The 13,970-nt window shown below is 74.2% G+C and carries 10 protein-coding genes; 8 read left to right on the forward strand and 2 right to left on the reverse strand.

What is annotated here, in order from left to right; genetic code table 11:
- Nucleotides 1–63: 63 nt before the first annotated feature.
- Both QE401_RS08575 and QE401_RS08580 read left to right on the forward strand, forming a co-directional pair.
- Nucleotides 64–1,338, forward strand: coding sequence for a DUF1835 domain-containing protein (locus QE401_RS08575; protein ID WP_307137803.1), 1,275 nt, complete (start codon nt 64–66; stop codon nt 1,336–1,338).
- 61 nt (nt 1,339–1,399) lie between these two features.
- Nucleotides 1,400–2,545 carry a bifunctional 2-C-methyl-D-erythritol 4-phosphate cytidylyltransferase/2-C-methyl-D-erythritol 2,4-cyclodiphosphate synthase gene (locus QE401_RS08580; RefSeq protein ID WP_307137804.1) on the forward strand — a complete coding sequence of 382 codons (1,146 nt, stop codon included), beginning with the start codon at nt 1,400–1,402 and terminating at the stop codon, nt 2,543–2,545.
- A 77-nt stretch (nt 2,546–2,622) separates the two neighbouring features.
- Here the strand turns inward: QE401_RS08580 and QE401_RS08585 are convergent, their stop codons facing one another.
- Together QE401_RS08585 and trpS are read right to left on the reverse strand one after the other, a co-directional pair.
- Nucleotides 2,623–4,359, reverse strand: a complete 1,737-nt coding sequence (locus tag QE401_RS08585) for a putative bifunctional diguanylate cyclase/phosphodiesterase (protein ID WP_307137805.1) — start codon at nt 4,357–4,359, stop codon at nt 2,623–2,625.
- Nucleotides 4,360–4,589: 230 nt separating this feature from the next.
- Nucleotides 4,590–5,591 (reverse strand): tryptophan--tRNA ligase, encoded by a 1,002-nt coding sequence (gene trpS / locus QE401_RS08590; protein WP_307137806.1) that lies wholly within the window; start codon nt 5,589–5,591, stop codon nt 4,590–4,592.
- A 148-nt stretch (nt 5,592–5,739) separates the two neighbouring features.
- Here trpS and panC point away from each other — a divergent pair, with 148 nt between their 5' ends.
- The 6 genes from panC to QE401_RS08620 all read left to right on the forward strand — a co-directional run bounded on the left by panC (nt 5,740) and on the right by QE401_RS08620 (nt 13,960).
- Entirely contained in the window at nt 5,740–6,594 is an 855-nt protein-coding gene (gene panC, locus QE401_RS08595) for a pantoate--beta-alanine ligase (RefSeq protein ID WP_307137807.1), read from the forward strand.
- 142 nt (nt 6,595–6,736) lie between these two features.
- On the forward strand, nt 6,737–8,875 hold the full coding sequence (locus QE401_RS08600; RefSeq protein ID WP_307137808.1) for a VTT domain-containing protein: 2,139 nt from the start codon (nt 6,737–6,739) through the stop codon (nt 8,873–8,875).
- An 11-nt stretch (nt 8,876–8,886) separates the two neighbouring features.
- Complete coding sequence (locus tag QE401_RS08605; RefSeq protein ID WP_307137809.1) at nt 8,887–9,681, forward strand: endonuclease/exonuclease/phosphatase family protein; 795 nt, start codon at nt 8,887–8,889, stop codon at nt 9,679–9,681.
- Between the two features lie 137 nt (nt 9,682–9,818).
- Nucleotides 9,819–12,449: a tetratricopeptide repeat protein gene (locus tag QE401_RS08610; protein WP_307137810.1), complete on the forward strand. Its 2,631-nt coding sequence runs from the start codon at nt 9,819–9,821 to the stop codon at nt 12,447–12,449.
- A 27-nt stretch (nt 12,450–12,476) separates the two neighbouring features.
- Entirely contained in the window at nt 12,477–13,163 is a 687-nt protein-coding gene (locus QE401_RS08615; protein ID WP_307137811.1) for an ABC transporter permease, read from the forward strand.
- On the forward strand, nt 13,160–13,960 hold the full coding sequence (locus QE401_RS08620) for a GDSL-type esterase/lipase family protein (protein WP_307137812.1): 801 nt from the start codon (nt 13,160–13,162) through the stop codon (nt 13,958–13,960). Before QE401_RS08615 ends, QE401_RS08620 begins: the two co-directional genes overlap by 4 nt.
- Nucleotides 13,961–13,970 lie beyond the last annotated feature (10 nt).

Below are 13,970 nucleotides of genomic sequence, written 5' to 3' on the forward strand. Positions count from 1 at the left end.
TCGGTTGCCCTTCGCACCCTTTCCGGCCTGACCGGCGGACACAGGCAGGAGGAAGGGGTCCTCATGTCCGATCGCCCGGCGCCCGCCGCCTCGCCGTTCCGCATCCATCTCGACCAGCAGCGCAAGCGCGCCAAGGAATTGCTGCGCGCGCTGCGCGCCAGGGAGGCGGAGGCGCTGGCCCGCTTCCGCCGCCACCATCCGCGCGCCGCGACCCTGCGGCCCGACGCCCTGGCCCGGCTGGCCGAGGCGCAGCTGGTGATCGCCCGCGAGCTCGGCCTGCCCAGCTGGCCGCGCCTGGTCGCGCATGTGGCCGAGAGCGAGCGCAGCGCCGCGCGCATCCGCCAGGGCGGCCCGGCGCCGGATGGCGAGATGCCGACCTGGCATCTGCGCTGCGGCTCGGACATCGCCCCCGCCCTGCGCGAAGCCGGCTTCACGGGCGACTTCCTGGAATATGCCGACCCGCTCTGCCAGGGCCCGGTGCTCGACACGCCGGACTGGCTGGAGCGGCGCGCCGCCTTCCTGGCCGAATCCTATGGCGCGGCGCTGGGCTTCGACGCGGCGGCCGCGCTGCAGCGGCTGCGGCGGGAGGAGGCGGGGCTGCAGGCCGATCGCGGCCCGGGCGCGCGAATCGTGCTGTGGTTCGAGCATGACAGCTACGACCAGCTGATCCTGGCCCGCTGCCTGGCGCATTTCGCCGCGGCGCCGCCCGCCCGGCTGGAGCTGGTCTCGGCCGGCGCCTATCCGGGCGCGGCGCGCTTCATCGGCCTGGGCCAGCTGCCGCCCGAGGCGCTGCGCCTGCTCTGGGAGCAGCGGCTTGCCGTGCCGGCGGACGCGCTGCTTCAGGGCGCCGCCGCCTGGCAGGCGCTGCGCGCCCCGGAGCCGGGCGCCCTTGCCGCCCTGGCGGCGGAGCGGCTTCCCGCCCTGCCCGCTTTGGCCCCGGCGCTGCGCCGCCATCTGCAGGAGCTGCCCTGGCTGCAGGACGGTCTCGGCCTGACCGAGCGGCTGGTGCTGCAGCTGCTGGCGGAGGCGCCGCGCGACGCCGGCGCGCTGTTCCAGGCCCTGATGCGGGAGCGCGAGCCGCTGCCCTGGATGACCGACCTGATGCTGCTGGACCTGCTGCGCCGGCTGCGCCACGCCGCCGAGCCCGCCATCGCCGGCGATGGCGCGGCGCCGGAGCGCTTCCATCTGACCGAGGCCGGGCGGGCCGTGCTGGGCGGGGCGCGGGACGCGCTGTCGCTGCGCCCGGCGCCGCGCTTCGTCGGCGGCGTCGCCATCCCCGGCGGGCCGGACCCCTGCTGGCGCTGGGACGAGGCGGCGGGGCGCCCAGTCCGCGCCTGACCCCGGCCGGCGAAGGCGCGGGCCCTCCCGCTCGGCGGCGTTTGCCCCTAGGTTCCGCGCCATGCGCGTGATTGCCCTCCTGCTGGCCGCCGGCCGCGGCACCCGCTTCGGGGCCGACCGGCCGAAGCAGTATCTCTCCCTGCTCGGCCAGCCGGTGCTGCTGCACGCCGCCCATGCCCTGCTGGCCGATGGCCAGGTCGACGCCCTGCTGCCCGTGGTGCCGGCGGGCGAGGCCGGGCTGGTGGCGGAGATGCTGCGCGGCCTGCCCTGCCTGCCGCCGGTGACCGGCGGCGCCACCCGCCAGGCCAGCGTGCGGGCCGGGCTGGAGGCGCTGGCGGCCGACCCGCCGGAGCTGGTGCTGGTGCATGACGGCGCGCGGCCCCTGGTCGGACGCGGCACCATCGCCGCGCTGCTGGCGGCCCTGGAGGAAAGCCCGGGCGCCATTCCCGCCCAGCCGGTCAGCGACACGCTGAAGGCCGGCGAGGCCGGGCGCATCCTGCGCACCGTGCCGCGCGCCGGGCTGTACCGGGCGCAGACGCCGCAGGCCTTCCGCTACGCCACGCTGCTGGACGCGCACCGCGCCCTGCGCGAAGAGGTCACCGACGATGCCGCGGTGCTGGAGGCGATGGGCCTGCCGGTGGCGCTGCTGCCCGGATCGGAGAGCAATCTGAAAGTGACCTATCCCGAGGATCTGGCCCGCGCCGAGGCCGCCCTGCTGCCGCGCTTCCTGCCCGCCATGGGCACCGGCTTCGACGTGCACCGCCTGGTCGAGGGCCGGCCGCTGATCCTGTGCGGCATCACCATCCCGCACCCGCTGGGGCTGGACGGGCATTCGGATGCCGATGTCGGGCTGCACGCGCTGTGCGACGCCATCTATGGCGCGCTGGCCGAGGGCGATATCGGCCGGCATTTCCCGCCCAGCGAGGCCGAGTGGAAGGATGCCGACAGCGCCCGCTTCCTGCGCCACGCCGCCGGCCGCGTCGCGGCGCGCGGCGGCATCATCACCCATGCCGATGTGACGCTGATCTGCGAGCGGCCGAAGATCGGCCCGCATGCCGATGCCATGCGGGCCAGGCTGGCCGAGCTGATGGAGATTCCGGTGGCCAGGGTCTCGGTGAAGGCGACGACGACCGAGAAGCTCGGCTTCACCGGCCGGGGCGAGGGCATCGCCGCCCAGGCCGCGGCGACCCTGCTGCTGCCCGCCTGATTTCTTTCCGGTGGCGGCCGGCGCTGCCGGCCGGATGGTCGCATGGCGGCCGATGCCAATGGCCGCCTGGGCGCGCCTCAGGCGGCGCTGGCCGGCGCCGCCTCGCGCGCGGCCAGCCAGGCGCGCAGCGCCGCCTCCGGCATCGGCCGGGCGATCAGATAGCCCTGCGCCTCCTCGCAGCCACGCGCCGCCAGGAAATCCAGCGCCGCCTGGTCCTCCACCCCCTCCGCCACCACGCGGTGGCCGAGGTCGTGCGCCAGCTGGATCATCGCCGAGACCAGGCGCTGGTCGCGCGCCTCGGTGGCCAGGCGGCGGATGAAGGACTGGTCCAGCTTGACGATGTTGGCCGGCAGCGTCTGCAGATAGGACAGGCTGCTGTAGCCGGTGCCGAAATCATCGATGGCGACATCCATGCCGAGTTCGCGCAGCGCGCGCAGCTGGGCGAAGGCGGCCTCGCCATTGCGCAGCAGCGCGCTCTCGGTGAATTCCAGCTCCACCGCCTGCGGCGCCAGCCCGTGGCGCGACAGGCTCTCCACCATGCGCTCGGCGAAATCCGGCTCGGCCAGGTTCAGCGCCGAGACATTGACCGAGACGCGCAGCCCGATCCCGTCCCGCCGAAGCGCCGCCAGCTGCGCGGCGGCGCGGTCGATCACCCAGCGCGTCACCGGCCGGGTCAGCGCCGTCTGCTCGACCAGCGGGATGAACTCGCCGGGCGAGACCGCCTGCAGCACCGGGTGGCGCCAGCGCAGCAGCGCCTCGGCCCCCAGGCAGCGCCCATCGGCGATGGCGATGCGCGGCTGGAACACCAGGCCGAGCTGGTCCTCCGCCTCCAGCGCCGGCAGCATGTCGGTCAGCAGCCGCAGCCGGCGATGGCTGCGCGCCTCGCTCTCGGCGCTGTACAGGCCATGGCCCTGGCCGCTGCCGCGCGCCTCCTCCGCCGCGCTGGCGGCGGCGCGCAGCACCCGCTCGGCATCGCGCTCGGCGGCGTCGAAGGTGGCGATGCCAAAGACCGGGGTGGCGGTCACCGGCACCTCGCCGAAGGGCACCGGCGCCTGGAAGGCGCGCTGCAGCGCGTCCAGCGCCGCCGGCCAGTCGGGGCCGCCCGCCTCCAGCAGGGCCAGGAAGGCGCTGCTGCCGGTCTGGTACAGCCCGCCCCGGCCCGGCAGGGCGGCGCGCAGCAGCGCCGCGCCGTGCCGCGCCAGCGCCTCCACATAGGCGGGGCCCAGCGTCGAGACCGCCTGGCCGAGCTGGCTGGAATGCGACAGGTCGACCAGCAGCGCCGCGCCGCCGCGCGCCGGCGCGCGGGCGGTGAACTCGTCGATGAATTGCAGCCGGTTGGGCAGGCCGCTGACCGGATCGATGCGGCCGAAGGCGTGCTCCAGCTCGATCTGCGACATCACCATGGCGGCCAGGTCGCGCAGCGGCTGCACCTCGGCCTCGCTGACCTGGCGCGGCTCCAGGCCCAGCACGCACATGGCGCCCAGGCCATGGCCGTCCCGCGTCACCAGCGGCGCGCCGGCATAGAAGCGCACCCCGGCCAGGGCCAGCGGGCTGCCGATGAAGCGGGGGTCGGCGGCGAGGTCGGGCACCACCAGCATCTGCCGCGTGGCGCTGACCACGGCGCAGGGCGCCTGGTGGCGCGGGATCTCCCGGTGGTCGACGCCGAAGGCCGATTTGAACCATTGCCGGCTGGCATCCGTCAGCGAGACGGCGGCGACCGGCGCATCCAGCAGCCGCCCGGCCAGGCGGGTGATGCGGTCATAGCTTTCGCTGGGCGGGGTGTCGATCAGGTTGAGGGCGAGCAGCGCCTCCATCCGGCGCCGCTCTTCCGCGGGCGGGGGCACAAAGATCGACATCGGGGGCAGGTCCTCGGTGGCAGGTGTTCAGCTGGCTCTCGGCGCCATCCTGGACGCTGCCCGGCCCTTCCGGGGGCGGGGCCGGCCTGACCGGCCCCGTCCGCACTATGCCCGCCGGAAGATGAACAAACCGCTTCCGCGGCCGGTCCCTGCCCTTCCGCCTGCCCCTCCCCCTGCCCGGGGAAGCCTCAGCGGCGGGGCAGGAAGCCCACCAGCTCCTCCGCCCGGTTGACGATCGGCTCGGCGATGGCCGAGGCCTTGTCGGAGCCCTTGCGCAGCTCGGCATCCACCGCCGCCGGATCGTCCAGCAGGCGCTGCATCTCGGCCTGGATCGGGCCCAGATGCGCCACCAGCGCATCGGTCAGCACGGTCTTGAAGCTGCCGAAGCCCTGGCCCTCGTGCTGGCGCAGCACCTCGGCCGGCGTCACGCCGGTGATGGCGGCCAGGATGCCCACCAGGTTGCGCGCCTCCGGCCGGCCTTCCAGCCCCGCCGCCTCGCCCGGCAGCGGCTCGGGGTCGGTCTTGGCGCGGCGGATCTTCAGCGCGATGGCATCCGCGTCATCGGTCAGGTTGATGCGCGACTGGTCGGAGGGGTCCGACTTGCTCATCTTCTTCGTGCCGTCACGCAGCGACATCACCCGGGCGGCGACGCCCTGGATCATCGGCTCGATATTGGGGAAGAAATCCACGCCGTAATCATGGTTGAACTTCTGGGCGATGTCGTTGGCCAGCTCCAGATGCTGCTTCTGGTCCTCGCCCACCGGCACGCGCGTCGCGTGGTAGGCATGGATGTCGGCCGCCATCAGGTTCGGATAGACATAGAGCCCGGCCCCCGCATTCTCGCGGTCCTTGCCGGCCTTGTCCTTGAACTGGGTCATCCGGTTCAGCCAGCCGATGCGCGCCACGCAGTTGAAGATCCAGGCCAGGCGGGTATGGGCGGGGACATGGCTCTGCACGAACAGCGTGCACTTGTCCGGCGTCACCCCGCAGGCGATCAGGGCGGCCGCCATTTCCCGCGTCTGGCGCGCCAGCTCCTTCGGGTCCTGCCAGACCGTGATGGCGTGCTGGTCGACCACGCAATAGATGCACTCATGATCGGCCATCATGGGCACCCAGTTGCGGATGGCGCCCAGGTAGTTGCCGAGGGTCGGAATGCCGGAGGGCTGGATCCCGGAGAAGACACGCTGCATCGAAAACACCTTTCGGGCCTGGCAGCCGCGTGATCCCGCGCGGGGCGCGCCCCGTCAAGCCATGATGCCGCGCCCGCCGCCTCCCCCGGCTTGCGCCGGCGCCGGCCAGGCGGCAGGAGGGGGCTGCGACAGCGAGGGAGAGCGGCGCATGCGGATCGAGCGGGACCTGGCCGGGCTGAGCGGGGCGGTCGGCGACTGGCGCCGGGATGGCCAGCGCATCGCGCTGGTCCCCACCATGGGCGCGCTGCATGACGGGCATCTGGCGCTGGTGGCCGAGGCGCGGCGGCACGCCGACCGGGTCACCGTCTCGATCTTCGTCAACCCGCTGCAATTCGGCCCTGCCGAGGATCTCGACCGCTATCCGCGCGACGAGGCGGGCGACCTCGAGAAGCTGCGCCGCGCCGGCTGCGACCTGGCCTTCCTGCCGACGCCGCCGGTGCTCTACCCGCAAGGCGAGGCCACCCGCATCGAGCCCTCGGGCCCCGCCGAGGGCTGGGAGGGCGCCGCCCGCCCCGGCCATTTCCGCGGCGTGGCGACCGTCTGCACCAAGCTGTTCCTGATGTGCCGCGCCGATGTCGCGGTGTTCGGCGAGAAGGACTGGCAGCAGCTGCAGGTGATCCGCCGGACGGTGGCCGATCTGCACCTGCCGGTGGAGATCATCGGCCTGCCCACGGTGCGCGACGCCGACGGGCTGGCCATGTCCTCCCGCAACCAGCGGCTGAGCACAGCGGAGCGCGCCGCGGCCGCCCTGCTGCCGGCGGTGCTCGGGCGGCTGGCCGGGGCCCTGGCCACCGGCGCGGCCCCTGCCCCGGCGCTGGCCGCGGCGGGGGAGGAACTCCGCCGGGGCGGCTTCGCGCCGGATTATCTGGCGCTGGTCGAGCCGCACAGCCTGCGGCCCTGGCCGGAGGGTGGCCAGGGCGAGGCCCGGCTGGTGGTGGCGGCCCGGCTGGGCGATGTGCGGCTGCTGGACAATTTTCCCGTGAGCCTGCCCCGCCAGGGCTGACACCAACCCCGCCCTGCCGCGTTGCAGCAGGGTGATGCCCCAGACCGTCGACACCCCCACGGCCCTTCCCGCCGGACAGGATGCCCCTCGGCCGCCGACGCCGCACCCCGACCCGGAGACCCCGGCGGGCGGGGCGGCGCCCGTGCTGCAGCCCGGACGCAATGTCTGGCGCCTGGCCCAGGCCCGCCGCGCCGCCGTGCTGGTGGACGCCGCCAACTACTATGGCGCCCTGCGCGAGGCGATGAAGCGGGCGCGGGAGACCATCCTGATCGCCGGCTGGGACATCGACAGCCGCACGCCGCTGGTGGGCCCCGAGGGCGAGCCGCGCGACGGGCTGCCCGCCACGCTCGGCCCCTTCCTGGCCGCGCTGGTGGAGCGCCGGCCGCAGCTGAAGATCAAGCTGCTGCTGTGGGACTACTCCATGCTCTACGCCATGGAGCGGGAGCTGCTGCCGGCCCTGCGCCTGCAATGGAACACGCCGCAGCAGATCGAGCTGTGCCTGGATGACGATGTGGCCTTCGGCGCCTCGCACCACCAGAAGATCGCCGTGGTGGATGACGCGCTGGGCTTCTCCGGCGGGCTGGACCTGACCATCCGCCGCTGGGACACGCCGGAGCACAAGCCGGACAACCCGCATCGCGTCGACCCGCGCGACGAGGGCTACCCGCCCTTCCATGACATCCAGATGATGGTGGATGGCGAGGCCGCGGCTTCCCTGGGCGAGATCTTCCGCGGCCGCTGGGCGCGCGCCGCCTGCGAGGATCTGCCGCCGCTCGGGCCGCGTCCGGAGAACGCGCCGGATCTCTGGCCCCGCCATGTCACCCCCGATTTCCAGCAGGTCGAGATCGGCATCGCCCGCACCGAGGGCAGTTTCGAGGGCCAGCCCGAGATCCGCGAGGTCGAGCGGCTGTTCGAGGACATGATCGGCAGCGCCGAGCGCAGCCTCTATATCGAGAACCAGTTCCTCACCCATCTCGGCCTGGCCCAGCGCCTGGCCGAGCGGCTGCGGGAGAAGCCGGGGCTGGAGGTGGTGATCCTCGGCCCCCGCACCCACCACACCTGGCTGGAGCACCGCACCATGCTGGCGGGGCGCATCCGCTTCATGGAGGTGCTGCGCGAGGCCGGGCTGGAGGAGCGGGTGCGGCTGCTCTACCCGCAATCGGGCAAGGGCCGTGGCCACCAGGCCGATGTCATGGTGCATGCCAAGCTGATGATCGTGGATGACCGGCTGCTGCGGGTCGGCTCGGCCAATCTGTGCAACCGCTCCATGGGCACGGACAGCGAATGCGATCTGGTGGTGGAGGCGCGCGACGCCGCCACCCGCACCGCCATCCGCGCCGTGCAGAACCGCCTGCTGGCCGAGCATCTGGGCGCCACGCCGCAGCGCGTGGAGGAGGTGCGGCGCGGCGGGTCGCTCTTCGCCGCGCTGGACGCGCTGCGCGGCGGCAGCCACCAGCTGCTGCCGATCCAGGATGGCAGGCTGGAGGAGGGCGAGGCGCTGCCGCCGATCGAGGCGGTGGCGGACCCGGCCCGTGCCCTGGGCTCCGCCATCCTGCTGGCCGATTTCACCGCCGAGGATGGCACGCCGCATGGCATGCCGCTCTGGCTGCGCATCCTGCTGGTGGCAGCGCCGATCGCGCTGCTGGGCCTGGCCTGGCACTACACGCCGCTGTCCAATCTGCTGAACCCGGAGACCTTCAGCGCCTCCATGCAGAACGCCAATGGCGCCTGGGGGCCGGTGCTGGCGCTGACCCTGTTCATGGTGCTGGGGCTGATCGCCTTCCCGGTGAACGTCCTGATCATCGCGACGGCCGCCGCCTTCGGCCTCTGGCCCGGGCTGCTTTATGCCGCGGTCGGCGCCATGGTCAGCGCCTTCCTGACCTATCTGGTCGGCCGCAAGGTCGGCACCGGCATGCTGCGCAAGCTGGTGGGGCCGCGCATCAACCGCATCAGCCGGGCCATCTCGCGCAACGGCATCATGGCGGTCACCATGGTGCGGCTGATGCCGGTCGCGCCCTTCACCCTGGTCAATCTGGTGGCGGGGGCCATCCGCATCCCGCTGCTCGACTACATGGTGGGCACGGCTTTGGGGCTGGCGCCGGGGCTGGTGCTGATGACGGCGCTGGGCGACCGGCTGCTGCGCATCATGACCGACCCCTCGGCCACCGACATCCTGGGCTTCGTGGTCATGCTGCTGGCCTGGGGCGGGCTGTCCTGGGGGCTGCAGAGCCTGGTCGCCTGGTTCCGCCGCCGCCAGGCCCAGCCGGAGGCCGCCGCGTGATCCTGCGGGCGATGACTTGGAACATCCATGCCGGGATCGGCGGCGATGGCCGCTATGATTTCGGCCGGGTGCTGGGGCTGATCCGCCGGCACCGCCCCGATCTGCTGGCGGTGCAGGAGATCGATTCCCGCCCCTGCGGCCGCGGCGCCTGCTCCTTCGACACGCTGCGCGAGCAGTTCGGCGGCCACGCCGTGGCGGCCGAGACCCTGCAGGGCGAGGCCGGCGCCTATGGCCATATGCTGCTCAGCCGCTGGCCGCTGATCGAGGCCGGCACGCATGACCTCTCGGTCGAGGGGCGCGAGCCGCGCCAGGCCATCGCCGCCCGGCTGCAGATGCCGGGCGGCGCCACGCTCGGCGTCGTGGCCGCGCATCTCGGCCTGCGCTGGCGCGAGCGCGGGCGGCAGGCGCAGCGCCTGGCCGCGCTGGTGCGCAGCATGCCGGGGCCGGTGGTGGTGATGGGAGATTTCAACGATTGGAGCTGGGGTGGCCCGGTCTGGCGGGCGCTGGCGCCGCTGCTGCCGGCGCGCACCCGGCACCGCACCTTCCCCGCCCGGCTGCCGCTGCTGCGGCTGGACGAGGTGTTCTGCCGCCCGGCCCAGCTGCTGGGGCGGAGCTGGGTGGATCGCGCCGGCGCCGCCGCCTCCGACCACCTGCCGGTGGTGGCGGAGCTGCATGTCGGTGCCGCCCAGGCGAGCCCGCACCGGCCGGCGGCGCCGGCGGCCCAGCCCGAGCCCGCCGGCAGCGCCGCGGCGCCGAGCCCCGCCCCGGCCCTGACGCTGGGGCGCCTGCCGGCCGGCCCCGGCTGATGCGGCGCGGCGATGTCCAGAATTCGGGCATCGTCTTGAAAAAGACGCGGCAAAACTGGTTGGCTGCCCGCAATGGGTGTGGCAGGTTCCGCTTAACCTCCGGTTTTTCATGGCGGAGGTGCGCTGTGGAGAGGCAAGTGCGGCATCGTATCACGACAGGGGCGCCCGTCCGCCCTGCCCTGCCTGCCCTCGGCGCCGGCCTCTGCCTGATGCTCGCCTGGCCGGTGGCGGCGCAGCCTGCGCCCCAGGCCGTGCCCCAGACCATGCCCCAGGCCGCCCCCCAGCCGGCGCAGCCATCCCAGGGCAACGCCGCCCCGGCCAATGGCGCGCCGGCGGGCGGCGCCGCGAGCACCGACAATGCGGTGACCCTGCTGCTCGACCAGGCCAGCTACTGGCAGGCGCAGAACCGCCCCGACGCGGCGCTGCAATCGCTGGAGCGCCTGCTGCGCATCCGCCCGAACGACCCGCGCGCCCTGTCCATGGCGGCCCAGGTGGCCGCCGCCGCCGGCGAGGCCGACCAGGCGCAATCCTATCTGAACCGCCTCGCCGCCATCGCGCCGCAAAGCCAGGATCTGGCCCGGGCGCAGAGCGCGCTGCGCGCCACGGCGGTGGACCAGCAGGGGCTGGCCGAGGCGCGCCAGCTCTCGCAATCCGGCCGCGGGCGGGAGGCGCTGCTGCGCTACCGCGCCGCCTTCGGCGGCAGCGAGGTGCCGGATGCCTTCGCCGTCGAATACTACCTGACCCAGGCCGGGCTTTCGGCCGATGATTTCCGCGAGGCGCGGCGCGGGCTGGAGGCGGCGCTGCAGCGCCAGCCGGACAATGCGCGGATGAAGCTGGCCCTGGCCCAGATGCTGACCTTCCGCGAGACGACGCGCTTCCAGGGCATCGACACGCTGCGCGAGATGGCGCGCCAGCCGGAGACGGCCAGCGCCGCCCGGGCCGCCTGGCGGCAGGCGCTGCTCTGGATGGGGCCGGGCGGCGAGGCGCAGGCGGCCTTCGAGACCTATCGCGCCGAGAACCCGGCCGATCCCGAGATCGAGGCGCGCTACCAGGAGATCCGCACCTTCGGCCAGGATCCGAATTACGAGACGCGCCAGGGTGCCTTCGACGCGCTGACCCAGCAGCGGCTGAACGATGCCGAGACCGGCTTCAACACCGCGCTGCAGGCCAATCCGGACGATGTCGATTCGCTGATGGGCCTGGCCATCCTGCGCCGCCGCCAGAACCGGGAGGCCGATTGGCGCGCCTTGTATGAGCGCGCCATGGCGCTGGCGCCGGAGCGCCAAGCGGAGTTCCAGCGGGCGCTCGGCCTCGGCCCCGATGGCCGGCCGCCCACCCCGCCGCCGCCGCCCCGCACCCCGGCCAACCTGGCCCGCCAGGCGCTGCAGCGCGGCGCCCTGGCCGAGGCCGAGCGGCAGGCGCAGCGCGCCATGGGCCGCGGCTCGGCCACTGAGCAGGCGGAGGCGGCCACCATCCTGGCCCAGGTGGCGCTGCAGCGCGGCGAGCTGGCCGTGGCCGAGGCCGGCTTCCGCGACGCGCTGCGCCGCCGCCCCGGCTCGCGCGAGGCGCAGGCCGGGCTCTACACCACCCTCGACCGCCAGGGCCGCTGGGACGAGGCGGATGCCATGGCGCGCGCCTCCGGCTTCGTGCCGCCGCCCGGCTTCGCCGCCGGCCGCGCCGCCGGGCTGCGCGACGCGGCATCGCGCGAGGCCGATTCGGAACGCGCCCTGGCCATGCTGCGCCAGGGCCTGACCGTCGATCCCGGCAATGCCTGGGTGGCGCATGACATGGTGCGGCTGCTGCGCCGCATGGGCCGCCTGGCCGAGGCCGACGAGGCCGAGCGCAACCTGGCCGCGCAGAGCAGGCCGGAGGCGCTCTACGCCGCCGCCCTGCTGGCCGCCTCGGAGGAGCGCGACCGCGACGTGGTCGACCGCCTCTCCCGCATCCCCGCCAATGCCCGCACCGCCGAGATGCGCCGTCTGCTGGCGGGCGCCGAGCTGCGCGCCGAGGCCTCGCGCTGGGAGGTGCAGCTGGCCAATGCCGCGACCCGCCCCGCCGCGACGCAGGCGCTGCTGGCCATGGCGGCGCGGCGCGACCCGTCGGGGCAGACCGGCGCCGCCGTCATCCGCGCCTTCGGCCGCGCCCGCATGCCGGCCCAGGCCCGCACCGCGCTGCGCCTGGCGACCAATGTGCCGAGCGTCGATGTCGATGCCCGGCTGCAGATCGCCGGCGCGCTGATGGAGGCCAAGCTGCGCGAGGAGGCGGCGGCGCTGCTGGCCGCCCTCGACAGCGCGCCGCTGACCCAGGCCCAGGCCGAGCAGCTGCAGGGCATGCGCACCGGGCTGATCGTCAGCGCCGCGGATGAATACAGCGCCGATGGCAATATCGCCGCCGCCTCCGCCCTGCTGGGCCCGGCGCTGCAGGCCGATCCGGGCAACCCGTCGCTGCTGCTGTCGCTGGCGCGGCTGAACCTGCAGGCCAGCCGGCCTGAGGAGGCGCAGCGCATCGCCGAGGCGGTGCTGCAGAGCCGCCCCGACAGCGTGGAGGCGATGATGACCGCGGGCGAGGCCGCCATGGCGCTGCGGCAATGGCGCCGCGCCGACCAGCTGGTGCTGGCGGCGCAGCGCGCCACTGGCGGGAATGTGCAGCTCTACATGATGGAGGCGCGCCTGGCGCGCGGCCAGAATGACAGCCAGCGGGCCGAGCGGGCGCTGATCATGGCGCGGCGCCTGCGCATGGCCCAGCTGCAGACCAGCGCCCTGCCCTGAGGCAGGCGCCAATCCGGGACGGTGATGATGCGAGCTTCGACTTCCTGGCTGGGTCTCTGCATGGCGGGCGCCCTCGCCTGCTTCCAGCCCGGCGCCGCGACGGCGCAGCCCATGCTGTATGAGCAGCGCCTGCCGGACGGCTTCGCCTTCGTCCGCTTCGCCAACACCCTGGCCGGCCCGGTCTCGGTGAAGCCGGATTTCGACGACGCGCTGAACCTGCGCGACGAGGGCGCCGCCCGCGTCACCGATTACCGCGTGGCCGAGGATGTGGCGAACCGCCCGGTGCGGCTGACCGTGACCGAGGGCGGCCGCAGCACCGAGCTGCGCGTCACCATCGAGGGCGGCGGCTACAACACCATCCTGCTGCAGCGCCAGGGCGATGCGGTGCAGGCGGTCGTGGTCAAGGACCAGACCGACTACAACCAGGTGCGCGCCCGGCTCTCCTTCTACAACGCCGTGCCGGGCTGCGCCGAGGGCAGCCTGGCGCTGGCGCCCTCCGGCCAGTCGGTCTTCTCCAAGGTCGAGCCCTCCAGCATGACGGCGCGCAGCATCAACCCGGTGAGCGCAACGGTCACCGCCGGCTGCGGCGGGCGGCAGGCGGCCGCGCTTGAGCTCGGCCGGCTGGAGGCGGGCGGGCAGTACAGCGTCTGGCTGGTGGCGCCGGCGGGCGAGCTGACCAGCTTCCTGGTGCGCGACCGGATCGCCGCCCGATGAGACGGCGCCGCGCCGGCCGCGCCCTGCTGGCCGCGCTCGGCCTCGGGCTCGGCCTGGCGCTGGGGGGCGGCGTGGCCCCGGCCCGGGCCCAGGCGCCGGGACAGGCCGCGCTGTCCGCCTGCCCCAGCCTGCCGCCGCGCAGCCCGATGCCGCGCGACGCCACGCCCGACTACCTGGCCGAACCCACATGGCGCAGCCGGGTGGCCGAGCTGGACCGGCAGATCGCCGCCAACGACATGTCCCGGGCGCAGATGGTGTTCCTGGGCGATTCGCTGGTGCAGGGCTGGTTCCCCTCGATCTACCAGCAATTCTACGCGCATCGCGCCGCCGCCAATCTCGGCGTCGGCGGCGACTTCACCCAGGGGCTGCTGGCGCGGCTGGCGCAGGGGCACTGGCCGGCCAGCCTGAAGCCGCGCCTGGCGGTGCTGCTGATCGGCACCAACAACATCCAGTATGGCGGCCAGCCGGCCGATGTGGCGCTCGGCATCGCCGAGGTGGTGCGCTTCATCCGCGCCCGCTCGCCGCAGACCCGCATCCTGATCATCGGCCTGCTGCCGCGCGGCGACACTGCGGCCGAGCCGATGCGCCGCAACATCGCCCAGGTGAATGCGCTGATCGCCCGCTGCGCCGACCAGCAGCATGTCTTCTACACCGAGCCCGGCCCGCTGCTGCTGGATGGCCAGGGCCGGCTGTCGCGCGACATCGCCTTCGACAGCCTGCATCTGACCATGGTGGGCTATGCGCTGCTCTCGGCCGGGATCGAGCCGCAGATTCGCCAGATCCTGGCGATGCCCTGAGCGCCCCGCG

The sequence above is a fragment of the Pseudoroseomonas cervicalis genome (assembly GCF_030818485.1).
In the GTDB taxonomy this organism is placed as follows: domain Bacteria; phylum Pseudomonadota; class Alphaproteobacteria; order Acetobacterales; family Acetobacteraceae; genus Pseudoroseomonas; species Pseudoroseomonas cervicalis_A.

Coding starts and splice junctions, on each gene's coding strand:
- QE401_RS08615 (WP_307137811.1), top strand. CDS start 12,477: ATGCGAGCTTCGACTTCCTGGCTGGGTCTCTGCATGGCGGGCGCCCTC.
- QE401_RS08605 (WP_307137809.1), top strand. CDS start 8,887: ATGACTTGGAACATCCATGCCGGGATCGGCGGCGATGGCCGCTATGAT.
- QE401_RS08620 (WP_307137812.1), top strand. CDS start 13,160: ATGAGACGGCGCCGCGCCGGCCGCGCCCTGCTGGCCGCGCTCGGCCTC.
- trpS (WP_307137806.1), bottom strand. CDS start 5,591: ATGCAGCGTGTCTTCTCCGGGATCCAGCCCTCCGGCATTCCGACCCTC.
- panC (WP_307137807.1), top strand. CDS start 5,740: ATGCGGATCGAGCGGGACCTGGCCGGGCTGAGCGGGGCGGTCGGCGAC.
- QE401_RS08585 (WP_307137805.1), bottom strand. CDS start 4,359: ATGGAGGCGCTGCTCGCCCTCAACCTGATCGACACCCCGCCCAGCGAA.
- QE401_RS08580 (WP_307137804.1), top strand. CDS start 1,400: ATGCGCGTGATTGCCCTCCTGCTGGCCGCCGGCCGCGGCACCCGCTTC.
- QE401_RS08575 (WP_307137803.1), top strand. CDS start 64: ATGTCCGATCGCCCGGCGCCCGCCGCCTCGCCGTTCCGCATCCATCTC.